Here is a 22,223-nt window from a genome sequence, read left to right on the forward strand (position 1 = left end):
TACGTTAGTTTGCCATAGGGCTATTTTATATCATGCCTCTATAAACGTGAGGAAGATGATGATGTTATATGAGCTATTTTTATTTGGACTACTTTCAGGCATAACCACTTGGTTATTTGGCTTTGGTGGCGGATTTGTTGCTGTGCCTTTGCTTTATAGCGTCATTATTCAAAAGTGGAGCAGTGAAAGTAGTGTCGGCATACATGCTATGCAAATTGCAGTTGCCACATCCGCCTTTGTCATGCTGTGCTCGGCAAGTTTTGCAACCTTTCGGCACCATCGGTCTGGACATATAGATTGGCAAAAGATCCGCTTTTTATGGGGTGGTATCGCATTTGGCGGAATAGTCGGTGCGGTAATGGCCTCATTGTTTAATGGAAATTGGCTTCGCTGGATATTTATGGGCTATGTGTTCATAACGATTATTGATTGTTATTACCGAGCAGGTTTTATGGTGACATCAAGGCAGCAGCAAAACTATAGTCAAAATAGTGAACTCATTAAAGGGGGAATTATTGGCTGGGTTGCAGCGCTTTTAGGGGTTGGAGGAAGCGTAATGACAGTTCCTTTATTACGACGTCGGGGTAGTTCTATGGTAGAGGCCGCGGCTATTGCAAACATTCTCACGCTGCCTTTGTCTTTAACTGCAACGCTGACCTATTGTGTATTGTCACTTTGGCAATCTACACCCAACGGATTTATCGGTCTAATCTGGTTTAAAGCTGCTTTATTCTTGGTTGCTGGAACATGGATAGGGCTATATTTTTCAGAAAAATTTATTTCAAAACTACCTGATTTATGGCGGGCAAAGTTGTATCCGCTACTTTTAATAATAGTCCTACTAATCATGATTTTTGTAAATTAACTTTATATTTCAGTCGATTGGATAATAATTTCTCTTAAAAATAGAATCTCTAAATGCTCTAAAACTGCAAATTTTATGTCTCAAGTGGCTTTGAAAAAAGTTTGAAAAATAGACTTGAAATATATAGTGGCTTTATGCCACTATATATTCGTCGAAGGTCATCAGACAAAAAGAGGATGATATGGCTATCCAGCTTTTAGATGCGGCAAGAAATGAAATTCCAGTGAAATTCACGCAGTTTTCTGGTGGAGAGCGTCATGTTCAAATTGATGAGACAACGTTAGGTTCACTATCTGGCAAGGTATTGGTCCGCGCGCAAATGACCTCAAGTCACGATGTGATGGACTATTTGTTACTTGAAAATATATTGCTGAATCAGGGCTTAACCGTTGACCTAGAAATTCCGTATTTTCCATATGCACGTCAGGACCGTATTTGTGCAGTGGGCCAAGCATTCTCACTCGATGTGATGACCAAATTACTCAACATCAATGCAGACAAAAAAGCGGGCAAACAGGGCAAGATCACTGTTTGGGACTGTCATAGTGAAGTCACTACAGCCTTACTCGCTGCCAATACTTCTTTTAATGAAGTTGTAAATGTGAGTTCAGTAGACATCATCGCGAAGAGTGAAGCGCTGAGCACATTGTTAAAAGATGAAAAAACCGTACTGATTTGCCCAGACAAAGGCGCAAAAGCACGCACACAAATGGTTGCAGACGCTTTTAATGTTGAGCGCAAACAACCCATCACTATTGTTCAGTGTGATAAAAAACGTGACCCAGTGACTGGCAAAATTTTAGGTACGCATGTACATGCAACTGATTTATCAGGCCTAACAGCGGTCATTATCGATGACATTTGTGACGGTGGTGCAACCTTTATTGGTATTGCCAAAGAACTCCGTCGCCTTAATTGTCATAAGGTCGTTCTATATGTGACCCACGGTATTTTTAGTAAAGGAATAGAGGTTTTTGATGGACTGCTTGACCAGCTATTTACCTCGGACAGCTTTCCACAACCACCATCAGACAAAATTTCAGTAATTGCTTTTGCAGCAAAATAAAGAGAAAAAAGATGACTATTAAACTTAATCCATTAAACGCTATCGATTTTTATAAAGCCGATCACAGACGTCAGTATCCAGCAGGCACAGAGTACGTGTATGCAAACTTTACGCCGCGTTCATCTCGACTCGCTAAAATGCTACCGGACTTCGATGATAAAGTTGTGTTCTTTGGGCTTCAGGGTTTTATCAAACACTTTTTAATCGATACATGGAATGAAGGTTTTTTCAAACAACCTAAAGAAAAAGTAGTGGCTGCTTATAAACGCCGTATGGATAGTTCATTAGGTGAAGGCGCAGTACCTGTTGATCACATTGAAGCATTACACGACTTGGGCTATTTACCATTACGTATTAAAGCCTTGCCAGAAGGCAGCCGCGTCAATATGCGTGTACCTGTGCTCACCGTAATTAATACCGATCCGCGTTTCTTTTGGTTAACTAACTATATTGAAACTGTATTAAGTGCTGAGCTTTGGAAAAGCTGTACTACTGCAACTATTGCCTACGAATACAAACGTTTATTAACGCAATATGCTTTAAAAACTGGCGCACCACTAGATTTTGTACCTGTGCAAGGACACGATTTTAGTAGCCGTGGCATGAGTGGAATTTATGATGCGGCACAATCAGGAGTAGGCCACTTAACCAGTTTTATTGGAACAGACTCGGTTGCTTCAATCGACTACGCCGAAGAATATTACAATGCAACAGGTGTGATTGGAGTATCTGTACCTGCAACTGAACACAGTGTGATGTGTATGGGGACAGAAAACAGTGAGTTAGACACATTTAAGCGTTTAATCTGCGAGCTTTATCCGTCTGGTGTTGTCAGTGTCGTGTCTGATACTTGGGACTTTTGGCGAGTGATTACCGAGTTTACCGTGGCGTTAAAGCCTGAAATTCTGGCAAGAGAACCTAATGCTTTAGGCTTGGCTAAATTGGTTTTCCGTCCAGACTCTGGTGACCCTGTTAAAATTATTTGTGGTGACCCAGACGCCGAAGTCGGCAGCCCAGCTTATAAAGGCGCAGTTGAATGTTTATGGGGAGTGTTTGGTGGTACTACAACTGAGCAAGGCTATAAAGTGCTTAATGAACGTGTTGGTTTAATTTACGGTGACTCAATTACCCTAGATCGCGCACAGCGTATTTTGGAAGGGCTGGAAGCCAAAGGCTTTGCTTCAAATAACTTGGTGTTTGGGATCGGCAGCTTTACCTATAACTACTTAACTCGCGATACCTTTGGGTTTGCTGTGAAAGCAACTTGGGGACAGGTAAATGGAGTAGGCCGAGAGCTGTTTAAAGACCCGATTACTGACTCAGGCGTAAAAAAATCTGCGAAAGGTCTTTTACGCATCGAAGAAAGTGAAAATGGTTTTACCTTGTTTGATGAGCAAACAGCCGAACAAGAACAAGGCGGAGCACTAAAAACCGTCTTTGAAAATGGTAAACTTCAATATGAGTGTACTTTGGATCAAATTCGTGAGCGTTTATCCATCGCATAACTGAGTTTAGATGAGCCGTTGCGTGTGTATCGGCTCATCATTTTTATTGAGAGGCTGAACGTGACTATTCAAACTGAACAAGAATTCCTTGCCAGTTATGATCGCCGAGATTATGACGCACCTTTACTCACGGTCGATATGGCTATTTTCTCGGTTTTTAATGGTCAGTTGCAGGTATTACTCATTAAGCGCCCCAACTTTCCAGCCAAAGATCAATGGGCTTTACCGGGTGGTTTTGCCGATTTAAAGCATGATCAAGACCTGATGGCCACGGCTTATCGTAAGCTGGTCGAAAAAACAGGGATTGCTTCACCTTACTTGGAACAAGTTGCCTCTGTCGGCAATGCTAAACGTGACCCACGTGGCTGGGCTGTGACGATTTTATATTTTGCCTTAATTGATTTTAATGCTTATCAACATCAAGAGTTGGCTGAATACAGCGAATGGGTGCCTGTAGCAAAAGCTCAAGATTTAGCATTAGCTTTTGATCACAATGAATTGCTGACTTTGGCCTTAGAGCGTTTAACCAATAAAACTCGCTATACTGCATTGCCAGCTAGTCTAATGCCTGAATTATTTACGCTGACTGAACTACAAACCATTTATGAAATTATTCTTGGGCAATCTTTAGATAAAAAAGCGTTTAGACGCCGTATGATAGAAGCGGGCGCAGTTGAAGAAACCAACCACAGTAAAACCGTGGGTAAACGACCAGCTCAGCTTTACCGCTATGCACTCGATTCTTTCGATTTTATATTTCCTCGTTCACTCGAATTACCCAGAAATAAAGAGGGTGAAGATAAGCAAAACAATGAGCTCTGACTAGCGCATCTTGATGTACTTTTGATTTATAATGCCGCGCTTATGATTGATGTCATGTTTTGATCAGCACTTTGCCTATGTCACACGTTTCTCCCTGCTTCCAGCAAAACCAGTTTTTTGTGTTGGTGGAATATCTCACTTCACTGCATGAGATTTATCCTGTGAAACATGAGTTTGCGGGATATCCGGCTGCAATGACATTGGCAGATCGCGTACATTCCGATCATGATATTGCACCGCTTGAAGCCAGTAAAAGTTACCCCGACTCAATAGGGAAAGTCTTACACTTTTCAGGTAAGGCCCGAGATATACAAGACTTCGAGCAATTTTTAGCACAAGCTCAAGCAGCCAATATTCAAAACTTGTTATTGCTTACAGGCGATAAACTCAAAGAACATCATAATGGTCGAGATGGACAGCCGCGTAGTCGATATCTAGAGTCAGTAAACGCCGTAATGGCTGCCAAGCAACATGGCGGGTTTCGTATCGGGGTGGCTTTTAACCCATTTAAATATGTTGAAGCCGAGCGTGATGCACAATATTTAAAACTGCATAAGAAGATTAAAGCAGGTGCTGACTTTATCATTACCCAATTGGGCTATGACATTGAAGCCTTAAAGCAAGCTAAATCATTTTTAACCAAGCATGATTATTCGCAGCAAATACTCGCTTGCGTCATGCCACTGACTTTGGCACGTGCCAATTTTATGGTGAAACATAAAGTGGCAGGTATTGTCATTACTCCGCACATGTTAAAAGTCTTGGCAGACGAAAAACAGGCGGGACATACAGACCGAGTTTATTTACGCTGCGCTTTACAGATTTTGATATGTAAACATTTAGGGTTTGCAGGAATTCACTTATCTGCTTGTCATAAGCCAGAAGAACAAATGCTGCTTGAAAGCTACGTCGAGCAATATCGTCATCTGAAGCTTGAAGCTTTAGAAGAGCTTTGGAATTCACTGTGGCAAGTCACCACAGGCAAAGAGTTTGCACCTGAAATTACGCATTTTTCACGTCAGCCGACCTCTAAACAAATCATTAAATATCGCCAGCTACATGTTATGCATGAAGCAATGTTTGGATCAAAAATTGCTAAAGGCGTCGGACGTTTTATTTTCAAGGCATCTTTTTGGGAAAATGCTTTGGTCGCAAAACTCTTACTTAAAACAGAAGTACTGAGTAAACATAGCCTAGTGGGTTGTGAAAGCTGTGGTCAGTGTCGCCTAAGCGATACTTTATATATTTGCCCTGAAACGTGTCCAAAAGGTTTAGCCAACGGGCCTTGTGGCGGTACAACTTTAGACCGCTGTGAATTTGGTGACCGTGAGTGTATTCATTCAGTTAAAGCAAGACTTGCCAAAGCTGTTGAACAAACTGAAATATTAAAAGAAAAACTCATTCCAACTGTACCTATTGAAACTAGGGGAACCAGTTCTTGGAAAAATTGGTATTTAGCGACTGAGGCTTAAGATTTGTATAACTTCCTTGATTTTATTTTGTTAAAAAATTAATTCATATGCTAAAGCACGGCAATAATTTAAAAATAACAATCGTTTGCCTTAATTATGTCCAATCAAAGTGATCACCTAGGAGTATACTTAAAGCAAATCTTTTGCGTTAAAAGAAAGGCTGTCTCAATGAAAAAGTTGGTTGCTGCACTTACTGTAATTGTTATTTTAACTGGATGCGTTTACGACCCTGTTAATTACAACAAAATACACGACCAAGAGTTTCAAGATCACCTCAGGCAAAATGGTTAGTAATAAAAAAGCCCACTCAATGAGTGGGTTTTACAATGCTGCAAAGAATCTTTGTGATGAACTCATGCATTCCCACTTTGCAGACTGGTTGTAACGTATGTAATAAATATTAAACACGTGAACAGATAGATTTCTGGCTAACTATTCTTCATCAAGAAATTAATAGCTATATTTTAGCTCTAATGGCGTCAATTTATATCTAAGTCGATATTTAATTCTTAATGCTTTCGCTACTTTAATGGCATCTAGAACTTCAGTATCTGCTTCAGGTTCTTTTACTCCTACGATTTGAGCTTCAACCATAGGCTGATAGGTATCATTTCTTACCCCAGAAGCAATTTGATAGTTTGAGTTTACAAGCGTGCCTTGATTCATTTTTGGAATTTTAAAATAGCGAAAATCATTTTGCATGACTAACTCCGCCCCACGTAGAATGACAAAATCTCTTGCTTGTTCTGGTGAGCTACCACGATCACCTTTATAACTGACGTAGAAGGAATCTTTACTCGCTTGACCTTCTCTGAAATGTGACATCACAGCATCAGGATTATAAGCAGGTGGAAATAACACAGCGCACCCTGATAATGATAATAAAAGGACGGATAGGAAAATTTTATTCATCTATGGAGTTCTCTTTATTTGAGTTGATGAAGAGAGTTATTTTTATCTTCATGAATATTTCCTGATGAGTATATCGAAAAGTAATCAATATGCGAATTCTGGAATTTATAAATACCAAAAAATTAAAATTTGATAGTGCAGAGCCTTTTATCGTAATTTTTTTGTTTTATATAAATCTTATGCTAATTATTAGGTTTAAAAATTTAATAAAACTAAACTTAATCTATAGGTACTAAAAATGAAAAAAGAGATAATTTTAGCATTGTCTTGCTTACTTCCTTTTCCTGTTTTAGCTGATTGTAATGTTGGATCTATGACGTTAACAGGAGCTTCTAATAGTGGGCAATGGTCCAGTTTGGTTACACTCACAGGGCAGAAGTTAACTTCTTATACTCAAGCTAATAACTCTTTGGAAAGTCAAGCAGCAACTAATAGTCCAACCAATTTACCTGCATCAAATATCATTGCTTTCGAATATAGATCTGTAACACCTGCGAATTTGACAGGTAATGAAAAGACAGCAGGATGGCTTCTTCATAGCTCTAGCACGAATGGCACAGTTACTAGTGGAGCATTATTTACTCCGACATCGGATAGTACTGGTTTGAACCTCGTTTTAGTTGGGGTAGGCAACCCGACACCCAAATATCAATCCTTTGAAACTTTAAGTAGTGGAGTTAATAGAATTGGTGTGTATATCAACAGACAATCCAAGCAGATTGGGTATATTTTGAATGGAGTAAATAAAGGATATAAGTGGACCTTTACTGATCCAATCAATAATATTAGTTTTGCGTTATTAAATGGGTTCTCAGGTTTTACAAGTAGTTCTTCGAGCCTAGGAAAAGAAGTGACGATGGAATTAATTACCGATCATTCATTATTGCAATATACCTATCCTACAGGAGCTACAGATATATGTGGGAATTCTTTATAAGAACTTGGCCCTGTACTGGGTAAATGCTATTTTTGCGTTATAGTGGTCGAAGTGTAAATAAAGATCACATAAGATATTTAAAAGCTCATGGAAAGATGGGCTTTTTTGTTTATAAATATCTGATGTATTTTGGTAATATACTTTAAGTTAATTTATTAGATTAAAAATGAAAAGATATTTATTATTAACTTGTATCATCGCTTCAAATGGCTGTATGGCATATTCTGATACTCCTAGCCTTCAAACATCGTGTGAAAATATAAGCGTACAAGCAGTAAAAGTTATGGAAAGGAGACAAGCAGGTGTAACCTTAAGTCAGGAAAAAGAAGCGCTCAGAAAATTCATGGGAATACGTAAGTATAATTCTGAAAGAGTAAAAACCGCATTTGAAACAGTCATGAATAAAATTTTAATTGAAGTTTATAAGGAAAATATCAAAGAAAATGACTTTGAAAATGAAATGATGATCAGTCGCTTTAAAAAAAAATTCTCAATAAATGTTTATCTGGTGAGCTTATTGATGAGTCAATATAAACTCTAAAATTGAAAAATAAAAAGATTCCATTTTGAAAAGCCCGCATAGGCGAGCTTTTTTATTGATTCTACAAGCTTAACGAGTTTATTTACAAGTAAAGAAAAAACCAAAAGAATAAGATGTAGGACAATAGATTTTTTACTAAATTTATATAATATTTACGTATTCCAATATTTTGTAATGAGCACAAAAATTTTATGGGTAGAATATTATTAATTTTTATAAGTTTATTGATTATTAGTCCAGTGTACAGTGCTGATGATTTTTTCGAAAAAAAACCTTCTATCTTAATTGGTAAGGATGAAGGGATTCAAAATAATAACAGTCGTGAGAAAGTAGATTTTTTTGAGTTATCAAATCAACAAAAAATAGATCGTACAAATCAAATTTTTAAAAGGGCAGAGCGAGGTAATGACGCTCTATTCCAAACGGCGAATATGACTGATTATGATAAATCACAATATTACAGAGAAAATAAGTATGCTAATAATAGGGGTTATTCACCATACATTGAATCTACACCTAATAGAAAAGTAATTTCAGAAGAAGAATATCAACAGGAACTTGAGCAAAAAAGAAAAGAGAGAAAAGTTGATCGAACCCTTCTGTACCTATTAGATAAGTAATTTCACAAAAGGCATATCAACAGTTAAAAGAGCACCATATAGAGATGCAATTGGTTGATAGATGTATTCAATTTTGGCTACCAAATCAAAAAATGGATATGTTATAGAAAAGGATGAGATGGGTATTAAGTTCAAAGGAAGCACTTAACCGATCTTCTTAAAATTCAATGGATTTCGTTAAATAGGTAAACGATGACCGTATTTTTAGAAAAGGATTTCAGCCCGTCTGAGTTTACATTGTTTTCTGAAATATTATGGAAACTTGGTTCAGGAAAAGGGCAATATAATCTACGTGAAAATATCATTGCAGATGTTGCTACCTTATTACGGGCTGATTTTGCCGCGTCTTATATTTGGGATTCAACGCATAACTTATCGACAAAAGGGGTGATATGGAAAATCGACCCAAAAGCGATGGAGGATTATGAGTGTATTTGGCAATTTAATGACCCTATTACTGCACAGCTTCATAAACTCCAGAAACCGACATTTGTAAACGAGGTCATGCATCTCGCAAACCTGAAAAAAACAGACTATTACAATGAGTTTTTAAAAACCTATGGTTTGTATCACGGTATAAATATTTATTTTGTCCGAAATGGTATGGATATTGGTGATTTACGCATTTGGCGTGCACAAGACGCTGAAATGTTTGGTGAACGTGAAAAAAGAATCTTAAATCTGCTTGAACCTTATTTTACCCAAGCCTTACCACTAGATTTATCAACACAATATGGTCTGACTCCACGTGAACAAGAAGTGGTTCATTTGGTCTCTAAAGGTTTAAGTGATAAGGAGGTGGCAAGTTTACTTGGTATTGGTTTTACCACATTAAGAACCCACCTGAATAATTCTATGAGAAAAATAGGCTGCAATAATCGCACTGAAATGGCTTTACTCATTCAACATTAAAGCAAAGCAATCATCAATATTGAGGATACGAATTATCAAGCCATTTGTAGTAAGTTCTTAAGATCACAACTTAAATGGATTTTAAGTCACCATGTCAAATGCAGTTGAAAAAAATAATTGGATTGAATTACAGGATTTAGCAAATGCTTCAGTAGATGTCATCACTCAATTGATTTATGAGAGAAAAGTATCTTGTGAAGAACTCGTGCATCACTACTTTGCTGCTATTGAAAATCAAGAGTCTTTAAATGCTTTTATTAGCACAGATAAAGCTTCAGCAATTCAACAAGCTCAATATTGGGATGAATATCTACTGAGTGGAAAACCATGTCCAGCTTTAATGGGCATTTTAATTGCGGTTAAAGATAATATTCATGTTGCTGGTTTCTCAAATAGTGCAGGCACATCAGCTTTAGCTGATTTTAAGCCTAAAAGCTCCGCCCCGATTATTCAAAAGCTCATTGAGCACGGCGCGATCATTGTTGGTAAAACCAATATGCATGAATTGGCCTTTGGGGTAACAGGTTATAATACTGCCATGCACATTGAAGGCGTTGTCGGTACACGAAATGCCGTAAACTCATTACACATTGCTGGCGGGTCTTCTTCTGGTAGTGCTGTGGCTGTTGCCGCTGGAATGGTTCCAATTGCGATTGGTACAGATACGGGTGCTTCGATTCGTTTGCCAAGTGCCTTAAATGGTTGTATCGGCTTTCGTCCAACGGTAGGAAGATATTCACAAGACAGTATTACCCCAATTTCACATACTCGGGATACGGCTGGCCCGAGTGCACACACAGTATCTGACATTATTTTAATTGATCAGCTTATTACTCAAGAACCAAAGAAAGAACCATTACAGCCTTATCAAATTAGGCTCGGTATCAATCCATATTTTTGGAATAATTTAGACGAAGATGTTCGTAAGCAGGCGCATATTGCGCTTGAGCTTTTAAAAGAGGCAGGAGTTGAAATTATTAATGTCGATATGCCGAATTTAGAACAACTCAATCACGCTATTTCATTTCCCGTTGTCATCTATGAAGGCAAATATGACCTTATTGAATATTTAAAACATCATCATGAAAATTTGACTATTGAGACTGTAGTTGATCAGATCTCAAGCCCAGATGTTCAGGCAATTTTTAAACAGAATATCCTTCCTCAATTAATTCAAGATCAGACAGCACAACTTGTTCCTGTTTTACCTTTCTATGAAAAGGCCATCAGTGAAGCTCGGCCTCAATTGCTTGAACTCTACCAAAACACATTTAAAGCGCATAACTTACATGCTTTATTACTTCCGACATCACCTATTGTTGCGCCACTCGCAAACGAACAAGCCAATTCAATTGAAAATTTTCAGACACTCATTCGAAATACAGATCCCGGCAGTAATATCGGATTACCGGGGCTGAGTTTACCCATTGGAAAGGGAGCGAAATCGAAACTACCCGTTGGATTAGAAATTGATGGTTTACCTCATCAAGATAGTGAAATACTTGCGATTGGGATGACTTTAGAAGAAATATTTAAGGTTTTAAATAAGTAAAAAATAAACTGATAATTCTCTATTTTTTAAATAAAAAAGAGTTAAAAGTAACTCTTTTTTAGATTAATTTTGTTTTGAATAGTACTTGGTTTCTTCAAAATAAGTTGGATTTAGTCTGAAAATTTTTACTGTATTCCACTTAATGTGGTTAATTATAAATATATTAAAAATACATATTTAATAAGCTATGCTTTAATATTGTTGATAAATCAGCATATTTATATTTTATACTTCTATAAATATTATAAAAATTCTCGAAGAATTTCTTTAAATTACATATTGCTCTAATTAAATCAACACAAGTCATACAAAGAAAACGCTAGTTTTTAATATTAGTGCAATAAATTTTTCTATCAATTAATTACTTTTGTATAAACAATAATATATATAAGTTATTGATTTTATTTATTTAGATTAATTTTTGAAGAAGGTTTTTATAATTAGATTTTTTAGAAAATATAAAATTACATAATTTTTAAACATATTTTTTATAGCATGCCGTGTATTGGCGTAAATAGAAAAAATATATGTCAAAAGGGTCAATGATATTTAATGGATTTAAGAACCATAATTTGCACCAAATTTTACGCTGTCACGATTCATTGAATAAACCAAGTGAAAAGTTACGTAAAAAAGACGCTAATAGTTTATTGGTGTAAATAAAAAATCGAATATTACAAATAAACGGAATGAATATGGATAACGTAGCTCAGCTAGAAACTGATACTAATTTCCAAAGTCGAAAAAAGATAACTTGGGGTGTTTTTAGTGTCCTGCTGTTATTTTTAGTCGCAGGCATTATATATTATTTTTTTGTATACCGATTTTATCAATCTACTGATAATGCTTATGTACAAGCTGATGTTACTTGGGTGATGCCAAAGATTTCAGGCGAAGTGATTGAGTTATTAATTAACGATAATCAGGTGGTAAAAAAAGGGGAAACTTTAGCTGTATTAGATCATCGCGATTACCAAGCTCGCTATGATCAGGCCCGTTCTGTGGTCAGCTTAAAAGAAGCAGCGCTTGGCGTACAACAACAAAATGAAAAGTCTGCTCGGTCTTCAATTACGGAAGCAAATAGTGGTGTAGTGGCAGCGCAAGCAGATTTATCCCGCCTAAAAAAAGATTTTGAACGTTATCAAGATTTATTAAAAGATGGCGTGATTACTCGTCAAAATTTTGAAGGTATTCAGTCTCAATATTTAACAGCTCAAGCGCAACTCAGCAAGGCACAAGCCGCCGTCAATGCAGCAGAAGCTCAGTTGGGGAGCTTACAAGCCAGTCGAGCGCAGCTTTTAGCAGATATTCAAAGTGCTCATGCAAACTTAAACCTATATCAGCTTGATCTGGCTTCCTCAAAAGTAGTCAGTCCTGTAGACGGCAAAATCGGTAGTCTTGCAATCCAGAAAGGCTCACGTGTTTCTCCGCAAACTCGATTAATGGCGATCATTCCTGAAAATAGTTTGTATGTACAAGCAAATTTCAAAGAAACTCAAATTGAAAAAATGCATATTGGTCAGAAAGTTGAACTCAAACTTGATGCCTATCCAAGCCTAACCTATAGCGGAAAAATTGAGAGTTTTTCACCAGCATCAGGTGCAACTTTTTCACTCATGCCACCAGACAATGCCACTGGTAACTTTAACAAAGTTGTACAACGCATTCCTGTACGTATTGCCATAGATTCAAGCCCGCATATTGATTTGATAAAACCTGGAATGTCGGTCAGTGCCACCGTTGACCTAAGAACTTAATAATAAAATTTTAGGTAATAAGAAATGAATAAGCACGTTGAAGCCGAGTGGATGTTTCCCGCAAAGACGGCATGGGCAATTTTCGCGGCCATGATTTTTGGCAACTTTATGGCGATTCTTGATATTCAGATTGTGGCGAGTTCTTTAAACGAAGTTCAAGCTGGAATGAGTGCAAGTCGTTACGAAGTCACTTGGGTGCAAACGGTTTATTTAATTGCCGAGATTATTGCAATTCCAATGTCGAGTATTGTCTCGCGGGTGCTTTCAACACGGGTGTATTACACCATCTGTGCAATTGGTTTTACGGTCAGTTCTTTACTTTGTGCGTTGGCATGGAACTTAGAAAGTTTATTGGTTTTTCGTGGCATTCAAGGTTTTATGGGCGGTGGCATGATTCCGACCTCCATGACTGCATTGTATTTACTTTTCCCTGAAGCAAAACGTTCTTTGCCTTTGGTGATGTTTGGAATGATCAGTACTTTGGGTCCGGCCATTGGCCCAACCATTGGCGGCTGGTTAACCAATAACTTCTCATGGCACTGGATGTTCCTGATTAATATTATTCCGGGCATTATCATTGCTACGGTCATCTACTCGGGTCCAAATATCGACCGCGCGAACTATTCACTCATCAAAAGCATGGACTGGTTTAGCCTCGTTGGTATGGCGATGTTTTTGGGTGGGCTTGAATATTTCCTTGATGAAGGCGCACGTCATGATTGGCTTGCAGACACAGGTGTTCGTATTGCTTTCATGATCTGCGTTGTGGGCGGCATGATTTTCTTCTCTAGAAGTTTTACCCAGCCTAAACCTTTGCTCGATTTATCCGTATTTAAAAACAAAAACTTTACCTTAAGTGCTATCACAACTTTTGTGATTGGCATGGCGCTCTATGGCTTGGGTTACATGATTCCCGTGTTTCTTGGGCAAGTCCGTGAAATGAACAGTAGCCAAATTGGTCACGTCATGATGGTGACAGGCATTGTCATGTTCTGCTTTGCGCCGTTCCTCGCATGGCTGATTCCAAATTTTGATACCCGAAAAACCGTATTTGTTGGAATGATTTTGGCGGGATTTGGTGTTTGGCTCAATTCACACCTCAGCATTCATAGTGATTATGACTTTATGTTTTGGCCGCAAATTTACCGTGGTATTGGTCTCATGATCTGCCTGATTGTGGTTTCTCATTTAGCCATGAGCACTTTGCCACTCAGCAAAGTAGCCGATGCCAGCGGTATTTATAACCTGATGCGTAATATCGGCGGCGCGGTTGGGCTAGCACTGATTAACTCATCATTAGATTGGCTAACTGCACTACATGTCACCCAGATTAATCAGTCGATGACACCGCAAAACTGGATCTTTACAGAACGACTCGACCAACTCACGGCGCAATATCAGGAAGTTGGCTCAAATGCACAGCAAATCGCACTCAGCGTGATTTATCGTGACATTCATTTTCAGGCACTGACATCTAGTTTTAATGACTTATTACGCATGCTCGCAATCATCATGTTTGTGACTGCATTTTTAACCATCTTTATGGATCGGGGGAAGAAAATGAACATGTAGCGATTTAGAAATAAAGAGCAGCTTTCAAAGAATGAAAAACAATAGGGCATATCAAAACGTATCCCTTCATAGAAAAAGAACATTGAGATGAGTTTTCTAAAATCGGTTGATGAGATCGGGGAACTCGCAAATTAGAGGTGGAAGGTTAAAGGATTATGATTAATACAACGTATAAACTAATTTCAAAATTGAACCTGAAAAACACGACTTATGGTCAATATTTTGAAAAAGAGCAAATCGATACTGAGCGATTAAAAGTGATGTATTCCATTTACGAACAGTATTATGAAAATACGAGATTTTCTATTTTCGTAGATGATTTCCAAAATAAAAGTGGTGCAATCTTAATTTTTGATTCACAAACAAATGAGATTGTGGGCTTCTCTACCGTTGTGGTGCAGCATTTCTACTTAAACGGTAAGGACTACACCGTATTATTTAGTGGTGATACGGTCATTTTGAAGAAGTTTTGGGGTACGCGTAGTCTGCAAAGTACTATGCTCAAACTCATGATCAAGTTAAGAGTGAAATATCCATTTAACGAACTCTATTGGCTTCTGATTTCTAAAGGCTATAAAACTTACCTGCTACTTGCCAATAACTACTATGTGTATTACCCAAATATTAAAGATGAAAACCAGCATCTTTCGGAAGTCGTCGAACACTACTGTGAGAAATTTTTTGGCGAATATTATGACAAAGATGCAGGCCTGTTAAATTTTGGAGATGACTATCAACCATTAAAAGGTGAGGTCGCACCCATTACTGCCGAAATGAGAGAAAAGAACCCAAATATTCATTTCTTTGAGCAGATGAATCCAACATGGAAAGCAGGCACAGAACTACCGTGTATTGGTCGGTTAGGCTGGAAAGATATTGCCCGTTTTCCAGTGAAGCTCATTACTAAACCTACAAGTAAGGGAAAATTTGAGGCCTGTGTAACCTCTAAAACAAAACGTAGAGAGGCCATCCAATGAAATCTAATGAATGGCTGACACTTGGCTCACATTTAATTTTAAAAAAATGGTGTGATGCATCTGACCGTAATTTTCAAAAACAGTTTAATGCTTTAGAAGCGACACAACGTCAAATCTTGCATTCGATTTTACAGACCTCTACGTTTGCGAAAGATAAAAAAGTTCAAAACTATGAGCAGTTTGTAAAAGCATTTCCTGCGACACGTTATGGCGCATGGCGTGAAGACATTCAACGTTACCGTGAACAAAAACTTTCACTCTCTAGCAGTAAACTGGTTCGTTTCCAGCCGACCAGTGGTTCGAGTGAACAAATCAAGTTTATTCCATACACCAAGTTGTTTTTAGATGAGCTTGACCATGCGATTGCACCGTGGATGGCGAGTCTATACCGTAAATGCCCACAGTTGAGTTCGGGCACACATTATTGGTCGGTGTCATGGTTGCCTGAAAGTCAGCGTGAAGTTTTAAAAGATAAAAACTTAAATGATGATAGTGCGCTACTCGGTGTAGGTAAGCGAATTTTGTCTAAGTTTACTCAAGCGGTTCCAAGTAACGTGGCCTTTGCGGCCAACGCGGATGATGCACTGTTTGCCACCATTTGTTATTTGGTCGCAAACCGTAACTTAGCCATGATTTCGGTGTGGAGCCCAACGTTTGCGCTGCAATTGCTCGAACGTTTAGAGTTGCTACAACAAGACGTGATTGAAGTTTTACAAAGTGGTTTATGGGGCAACCGTCAGGCTTCCTTAAAAGAAGTCACTGCACCGCATAGCCCTGAAAGTGCTCAAGCCTTAATTGCGAGTTCAAACGGTGAACAAATCGACTTTAAAAAGCTCTGGCCAAAGTTAAGTTTAGTGTCGAGTTGGGATACCGCAGGTTCAAAAGCTTGGGCCGAAAAATTACAAGAGAAGTTACCCAGTGTGCAGTTTGAAGGAAAAGGTCTATGGGCGACTGAAGGTGTAGTGACTATTCCCTATAACGACCAATATCCACTCGCATACCAAAGTCATTTCTATGAATTTGAATATTTAGAAGGTGATAAACAAGGACAAATCATTCCTTCATGGCAGCTTAAAGAGGGTGATGTGGTCAGCCCACTGATTACTTCGGGTAATGGTTTGCTGCGTTACTGTCTGGATGATTGTTTACGGGTGACTGGCTTTATAGAACAAATCCCGTGTTTTGAGTTCCAAGGCCGCCGTTTTGGCGTAGATCTGGTCGGTGAAAAACTTGCGCCTGAAACCGCTCAGCAGTTGTTATCTCAGTTAAATGAAACCGAATCAAAAGCGATTTCTTTACTTGCGATTGATACCCAGCAAGAGGTCAAACCATTTTATTGTGTGCTTTTTGAAGGTGAAATTCACCATAGCATTAGCAACGAATATATCGACAGTATTTTGCGTCAAAACTTCCACTACGAGCTTGCGCGAAATTTGGGACAGCTTGACCAGCCTCAAATTCGCCAAACCAATAATGGCTGGAATGCCTACAAAAAACTGGTCATGTTTGATGGCATTATCGAAGGCAATATCAAACCTGAGCCACTCAAAAAAGTCACCCTCAATAGTTTGGAACAACTATGAAAGGGATGAAGCCATTTAACACTCGGTTTTTAACACTTCGACACGCCTTGTATCTAGGCGTGTTGGTTGTATCGAATGTACAAGCCATGACTTTAGATGAGGCTTTGTCAGCCAGTTTAAGACATGAAAGTCAGCTTGAAGTCAGTCGTTTAAGCGTAAACCAATCCTCCGCAATGCTTGAGCAAGCCAAGCAACGTGATGGACTCAAAGTCAATTTAGTCGGGCAACTGGACTATGAAAGAATAGATACGCCTTCACACGTTTTGTTTCCAACCGAAGGAAACCGTAAAGGTCGAAGTTTACAATTGCAGGCAGATTATCCGATTTATACCTCTGGACGACATCGTTTAGGAATTGATGTTGCCGAAAGTCAGCTCTCTGCACAAAACCAAGGTTTGTCAGATCAGAGATCGGAAACCATTTTAAACACCGTGATGGTTTATACCGACGTATTAAAAAAGAAAGCCATTTTAGAACTTAGACAGAAGACTATGGCAAATCTACAACGGTCTTTATATGAGTCAAAGCGCCGTTTTGACGTGGGCATGATTACCCGTGCGGACTTGGCTCAGGTTTTGGCGCAAGTCGCACAAGGACAAGCCGATATTACACAGGCCCAATCTAACTTGACCGTAAGCGAAGCACAGTTTTATCAAGTGACAGGTGTAACGCCTGACAACCTTGTTGCGATTAAACAACTGCCAGTTATTCCCGCTAACCTAGATGAAATTTTGGCGCAAACTAAGAACCATCCGGCTCTAATGCGTAGCAAATACGAAAAGCAGGCTGCCGAGAAACAATATGCTTTAACTAAACGCGAACTCTGGCCAACGGTCATGCTCACCAGCCGTGCCGGAAAACAAGATGAAGCAAGCTATATTGGTTCGGAAAGTAATAACTATATGGTTGGGGTGCAGCTCAATGTACCGCTCTATGACGATGGTTTAAATCGGGCCAATGTAAAAAAAGCACAGGCCGATATAGATTTGGCTAACCAAAAAACGCGAAGTCTTGAACTCGATTTAAATAAGCGTACACGTACGACCTATGCGCAGCTTCAAACCATTCGACAAAATAAAGAAGCATTGGCAAATGCCATAGAGGCTGCGTCTATTGCCTTTGTCTACACGCGTAAAGAGTTTGATGTTGGCACCAAAACCACGTTTGATTTGCTCAATACCGAACAAAAGTTACTCGATGCAGAAACTCAGAAAACTGTGAATGACCAAGACGAAGTGGTGTTTGTTTATCAGCTACTCGACCAAATGGGACGTTTAAATAACTTAGTTCCTGTACAGACCGCACAACAGGTGAATAATGAATAAAATAAATCCACCACTTGCTGACAATACGCTGATTACCAGAGAAGCAACTTTGGCAGATGATCAGGCTTTAAGAGATTTAATCGCCGTACCCATGACCACCAAAGGTATACAAATTAGCTTTCAGCGTGAACCCAGTTATTTTAAGGCGTCCGACATTGTCTATCGGCATAAACTGCATGTTGTGATTGAAGATACCGAAAGCCAAAAGAAAGTGGCTTGTTATAGCAATGGTTACCGTCCGTGCTATGTCGATCGAACCATTCAAAATTTAAGATATGCGGGAGATTTACGGGTAGATCACAGCTATCGGGGTAAATCATTGGTGAAGGTATTAGGTAAGCATGTAAAACAGACCATGCATGAACCGAACTATAGCCAAATGATTATTTTTGATGATAACCACGCCGCGCGCGCTGCCATTCAAACGGGTAAAACGGGAATGCCTGATTATTATGATGAAGGGCTCATTGAGACATTAAGCCTGACCGACACTGGCGCAAAACGAAAAGTCACGGCTTTTTTAAAGCAGACTTCTCAGCAGAGTGACATTCAACAGATCCGTACTTGTGTCGCTGAAACTGAATATGTGGAAGCCATGAATCAGTTTATTAGCGACATGGCAGAGTTTTATAATTTTATTCCCGCCTATAACTTTGAAGAACTGGCTCAAGGTCATCGGTACTTTTCAGGAATAAAACTCTCAGACTTTTCACTTTATTTTAAAGGTGAAAAACTGGTGGGCATGTTTGGCTTGTGGGATCAGCATAGTATTAAGCAAACTAAAATCTTGCATTACAGTACAGTCATTGGAATTTTTAGACCTGTTTATAACTTGTTGACACCAATTACTAAGGGCATGCGTTTGCCTAAACTCGGTGACTCTATTCAATACCATGTGTTACATACGCTTATGTGCCATCCAGAAGATTTAGCTTTACATCATAAAATGCTTGAAGATGCCTATAACAAGTCAAAACAGCAGGGTGTTGGTGTGGTGAGTTTTACGCTTTCCCATAAAGACCCGCGCTATCAGCTAAACCAGTTTTATAAAGGTGAACGCTTAACAGGTATGCATGGTTTTATTAGTTATGAGGGCGACCCACGACCACATTTTGATAAAAACTTGATTCCATACTTAGAAGTTGGGCGTATTTAATTTAAAGCTTGAAGTGATACTTTGAATGAAGCCCACGAAAGTGGGTTTTGTCATTTTGAATACGAGCGTTGAAGTTGAACATCACTTTATAAAAGAAAATATAGCAATAATTTATAATATAATTATTTAATTTTTAATGGAAAATTATTTTAATTTTTATTGATGCGTAGTCACTAAACGTACATATAGCGCAACTACTATACAAATCGAAATTTAAGAACATGGTAGTTAAGTGATGAAAAAAAGTTTATTGGGCAGTCTGATTCTATCTTTGTGTACAACTCCAGCTTTTGCGTTAAATATTTTATTGGTTAACGATGACGGTCTAACCAGCAATGTCAAAGCACTCTATGATGAATTAAAAGCAAATGGTCATAACGTGCTTGTGTCTGTACCTTGTTCACCACAAAGTGGTCGTGGTGGCGCAATTGTCATGTATAGCTCAACGACGATTACCGCAGATAACGATAAGCAAATTGCGGCTGAAAATGGTTGTCACAATGGTGCAGCACCAATCGGCGCACCTGCTGCTGGAACTTTTACCAAAGCGGGTTATACCAATGGTGACTGGAACTACACGCATGGCACACCAGTGATGGCAACAGTTTATGGACTGGATGTGGTTGCGCCAAAGCGTTGGGGTAAAGCGCCAGACTTAGTTTTATCTGGCCCGAATGAAGGACAAAATGTCGGAAAAGTCGTTGTGCACTCTGGCACCATTGGCAATGTACAGTTTTCGGCAGGACGTGGCATTCCGTCTATTGCCTTAAGTGCCGATACAAACACGGTAGATGATAAAACTCTAAACAACCCTAACTCTGCGATTGTGGCAAAACAAACTGTAGTGTTATTAAAAGAATTACAAGCTAAGGCAGGTAAAGGGCAATTGTTGCCAAAAGGCATCACGCTTAATGTTAATTTTCCTAAAAATTTAACAACCAGCACACCTTTTGCTTTTTCAAAAATTGGGACGTATGACTTATATAAATTGAAGTTCCAAGTGACTAAAGACAACAAAGACAACAATCAATTTGGCTTAGGAATTGATGCGGCACCATCTGCTCCAACCGCAGCTCAAATGTCGGATGAAAGCGCCGTAATGCAAAGCAAAATTGCTGTGACTGCAATGCAAGTTGCTTACGACCAGCGACCAGCAGCTCAAGAATGGCTCAAAATTCGTTTAAAAAGCCTATTTAACAAGTAAGGGGAAAGACCATGAAACGTTGTTTGTTGGTTTTACTTCTTGGGCTTGGATTGGCGGCTTGTAATGACAATGACCATGATGACCAAGTCTCGACTGAAAAACCTGCCTTAGCTCCGAGTTTAGATGTCGGTACTTATATTATTAGTACCGAAACTGATGAAGAATTACCAATGGCGGGTAAATATTATTCTGGTGCAGATGGTTCTAAATTATTGGTTTTAGATGATGACGAAAACCGTGCCAAAATTGTGATGAGTTATGACGTAAAAACCAAAGCTTGGCAGAGCAATCAGTCTAATCAAGCGATGACTGTTGAATTAGCACATTATGAAAAAATTGATGATCAGAAAATTACGCTGAATCAATTGGCTGGTACATACGATTTATCTTTTCCAGATGGAACAACGGTAAATGCGGAAGTTAATGCACAAGGACAGATTGTCTCGAAAGACCCAAATTGTGTGTTTACGGGTGTTATTACTGAAAGTGCATTAGCGGACACAGCAAACTATCAACTTACCGATAACAAGTGTGATGCGCTAAAAAATAACTCGAAAGGTTATGTTGTGGTAGATGAAGACTTAGAACCTATGAGCTTTAGACTCGTATCTGACACAGTTGCATCAAAAGACATTTGGGCATTTGCACAATCTTAAAAATAAAAGGCAACGGATTCATTTCGTTGTCTTTTTACTCCAATCTATCTTGCGCCGTTGAAACAATTAACATGGTTTGAAGGTAATAATCTACACGTGAGTGATTATTGTCCTTATGCGAGTTATGCGCATTAAAGGCTGCATCATGAAGTTTCACAACTCGAGCGATCGGATTCGAACTACAACGAATTAAATATTCTTCGCGTGTTTTAGTTTCCCGTTTAGTTAATGCATCAACAGCATCACGGACTTCTTTTCCGAACAAACTTTCGATTTTGTCTAGCGTAAGAGGTGTGTCTTCAACGCTATCGTGTAGAAGGGCTGTAACAATATAGACTTCTGAAAATTGATGCTCAATTAATGAATTGACCACACCTTTAATGTGGTAATCAAAGTAATCATGAGGACCATACTTTTGACCTTGATGCGATTCTTTTGATAATTTCTCTGCTAATTCAACTTTATTTTGAGTCATTTTTTGCTCTTATCACTTTAAGTATATGACACGATCTAATTGGTGAGATTGGGCGTTTAAATACAATTTTATACTGAATAGCCCCCCATACAAATACTTCTTAATAAGAGTAATCACCCATTTTTATTTATTCATTCTTAGTTGAGAGGAGCCAATTTAAAACTTAACTTTCTAAAATTTTAAACTTTAACTTAATGATATAAAACTAGATTGTAAATATTACTTAAGAATTTCCTTAATTATCTAATTAAATGAAAAATAATAACTATTTAAATAATTTCTAGCCAATTTCACATTGACACTTCAAATATTGG

20 protein-coding genes are annotated in these 22,223 nt (G+C 38.5%); 18 read left to right on the forward strand and 2 right to left on the reverse strand.

Going from position 1 to position 22,223, the window contains the following annotated elements; all coding sequences use genetic code 11:
- Window positions 1–61 precede the first annotated feature (61 nt).
- The 5 genes from ACS604_RS01030 to ACS604_RS01050 all read left to right on the forward strand — a co-directional run bounded on the left by ACS604_RS01030 (window position 62) and on the right by ACS604_RS01050 (window position 5,730).
- Window positions 62–865, forward strand: coding sequence for a sulfite exporter TauE/SafE family protein (locus ACS604_RS01030; protein WP_474770331.1), 804 nt, complete (start codon window positions 62–64; stop codon window positions 863–865).
- 181 nt (window positions 866–1,046) lie between these two features.
- Window positions 1,047–1,931 carry a phosphoribosyltransferase family protein gene (locus ACS604_RS01035; protein ID WP_474769532.1) on the forward strand — a complete coding sequence of 295 codons (885 nt, stop codon included), beginning with the start codon at window positions 1,047–1,049 and terminating at the stop codon, window positions 1,929–1,931.
- 11 nt (window positions 1,932–1,942) lie between these two features.
- On the forward strand, window positions 1,943–3,436 hold the full coding sequence (locus tag ACS604_RS01040; RefSeq protein WP_151962874.1) for a nicotinate phosphoribosyltransferase: 1,494 nt from the start codon (window positions 1,943–1,945) through the stop codon (window positions 3,434–3,436).
- Window positions 3,437–3,496: 60 nt separating this feature from the next.
- A complete protein-coding gene (gene ntrR, locus ACS604_RS01045; RefSeq protein ID WP_474769533.1) occupies window positions 3,497–4,258 on the forward strand; it encodes an ADPR responsive transcriptional repressor NtrR in 762 nt (253 codons plus the stop codon).
- A gap of 77 nt (window positions 4,259–4,335) precedes the next feature.
- A complete protein-coding gene (locus ACS604_RS01050) occupies window positions 4,336–5,730 on the forward strand; it encodes a methylenetetrahydrofolate reductase C-terminal domain-containing protein (RefSeq protein ID WP_474769534.1) in 1,395 nt (464 codons plus the stop codon).
- Between the two features lie 450 nt (window positions 5,731–6,180).
- Here the strand turns inward: ACS604_RS01050 and ACS604_RS01055 are convergent, their stop codons facing one another.
- A complete protein-coding gene (locus ACS604_RS01055; RefSeq protein WP_474769535.1) occupies window positions 6,181–6,642 on the reverse strand; it encodes a CC0125/CC1285 family lipoprotein in 462 nt (153 codons plus the stop codon).
- Between the two features lie 238 nt (window positions 6,643–6,880).
- On the opposite strand from ACS604_RS01055, the gene ACS604_RS01060 reads away from it, so the two are divergent.
- The 13 genes from ACS604_RS01060 (at window position 6,881) to ACS604_RS01120 (ending at window position 21,434) form a co-directional block, all read left to right on the forward strand.
- A complete protein-coding gene (locus ACS604_RS01060) occupies window positions 6,881–7,579 on the forward strand; it encodes a DUF4882 family protein (protein WP_474769536.1) in 699 nt (232 codons plus the stop codon).
- A 166-nt stretch (window positions 7,580–7,745) separates the two neighbouring features.
- Complete coding sequence (locus ACS604_RS01065; protein WP_474769538.1) at window positions 7,746–8,120, forward strand: hypothetical protein; 375 nt, start codon at window positions 7,746–7,748, stop codon at window positions 8,118–8,120.
- Window positions 8,121–8,311: 191 nt separating this feature from the next.
- Complete coding sequence (locus ACS604_RS01070; protein ID WP_174732539.1) at window positions 8,312–8,740, forward strand: hypothetical protein; 429 nt, start codon at window positions 8,312–8,314, stop codon at window positions 8,738–8,740.
- 192 nt (window positions 8,741–8,932) lie between these two features.
- The gene (locus ACS604_RS01075; protein ID WP_174759746.1) at window positions 8,933–9,652 is read left to right on the forward strand and encodes a response regulator transcription factor; all 720 of its coding nucleotides are present in this window, start codon (window positions 8,933–8,935) and stop codon (window positions 9,650–9,652) included.
- A gap of 91 nt (window positions 9,653–9,743) precedes the next feature.
- On the forward strand, window positions 9,744–11,204 hold the full coding sequence (iaaH, locus tag ACS604_RS01080) for an indoleacetamide hydrolase (RefSeq protein ID WP_474769539.1): 1,461 nt from the start codon (window positions 9,744–9,746) through the stop codon (window positions 11,202–11,204).
- 695 nt (window positions 11,205–11,899) lie between these two features.
- Window positions 11,900–12,961 (forward strand): HlyD family secretion protein, encoded by a 1,062-nt coding sequence (locus ACS604_RS01085; protein WP_474769540.1) that lies wholly within the window; start codon window positions 11,900–11,902, stop codon window positions 12,959–12,961.
- 24 nt (window positions 12,962–12,985) lie between these two features.
- Entirely contained in the window at window positions 12,986–14,533 is a 1,548-nt protein-coding gene (locus ACS604_RS01090; protein WP_474769541.1) for a DHA2 family efflux MFS transporter permease subunit, read from the forward strand.
- A gap of 188 nt (window positions 14,534–14,721) precedes the next feature.
- Window positions 14,722–15,510 carry a hypothetical protein gene (locus ACS604_RS01095; protein WP_474770333.1) on the forward strand — a complete coding sequence of 263 codons (789 nt, stop codon included), beginning with the start codon at window positions 14,722–14,724 and terminating at the stop codon, window positions 15,508–15,510.
- The gene (locus ACS604_RS01100; protein WP_474769542.1) at window positions 15,507–17,093 is read left to right on the forward strand and encodes a GH3 family acyl-acid amido synthetase; all 1,587 of its coding nucleotides are present in this window, start codon (window positions 15,507–15,509) and stop codon (window positions 17,091–17,093) included. The genes ACS604_RS01095 and ACS604_RS01100 overlap by 4 nt, the downstream gene beginning before the upstream one ends.
- On the forward strand, window positions 17,090–18,418 hold the full coding sequence (locus tag ACS604_RS01105) for a TolC family protein (protein WP_474769543.1): 1,329 nt from the start codon (window positions 17,090–17,092) through the stop codon (window positions 18,416–18,418). The genes ACS604_RS01100 and ACS604_RS01105 overlap by 4 nt, the downstream gene beginning before the upstream one ends.
- Window positions 18,411–19,574: a hypothetical protein gene (locus ACS604_RS01110; RefSeq protein WP_474769544.1), complete on the forward strand. Its 1,164-nt coding sequence runs from the start codon at window positions 18,411–18,413 to the stop codon at window positions 19,572–19,574. Before ACS604_RS01105 ends, ACS604_RS01110 begins: the two co-directional genes overlap by 8 nt.
- Window positions 19,575–19,806: 232 nt before the next feature.
- On the forward strand, window positions 19,807–20,778 hold the full coding sequence (locus tag ACS604_RS01115) for a 5'/3'-nucleotidase SurE (protein ID WP_474769545.1): 972 nt from the start codon (window positions 19,807–19,809) through the stop codon (window positions 20,776–20,778).
- A gap of 11 nt (window positions 20,779–20,789) precedes the next feature.
- Window positions 20,790–21,434, forward strand: a complete 645-nt coding sequence (locus ACS604_RS01120; RefSeq protein WP_474769546.1) for a hypothetical protein — start codon at window positions 20,790–20,792, stop codon at window positions 21,432–21,434.
- A 34-nt stretch (window positions 21,435–21,468) separates the two neighbouring features.
- Here the strand turns inward: ACS604_RS01120 and ACS604_RS01125 are convergent, their stop codons facing one another.
- On the reverse strand, window positions 21,469–21,909 hold the full coding sequence (locus tag ACS604_RS01125) for an HD domain-containing protein (RefSeq protein WP_474769547.1): 441 nt from the start codon (window positions 21,907–21,909) through the stop codon (window positions 21,469–21,471).
- Window positions 21,910–22,223: the final 314 nt, after the last annotated feature.

This window comes from Acinetobacter sp. Li1LvA2, from assembly GCF_056156705.1.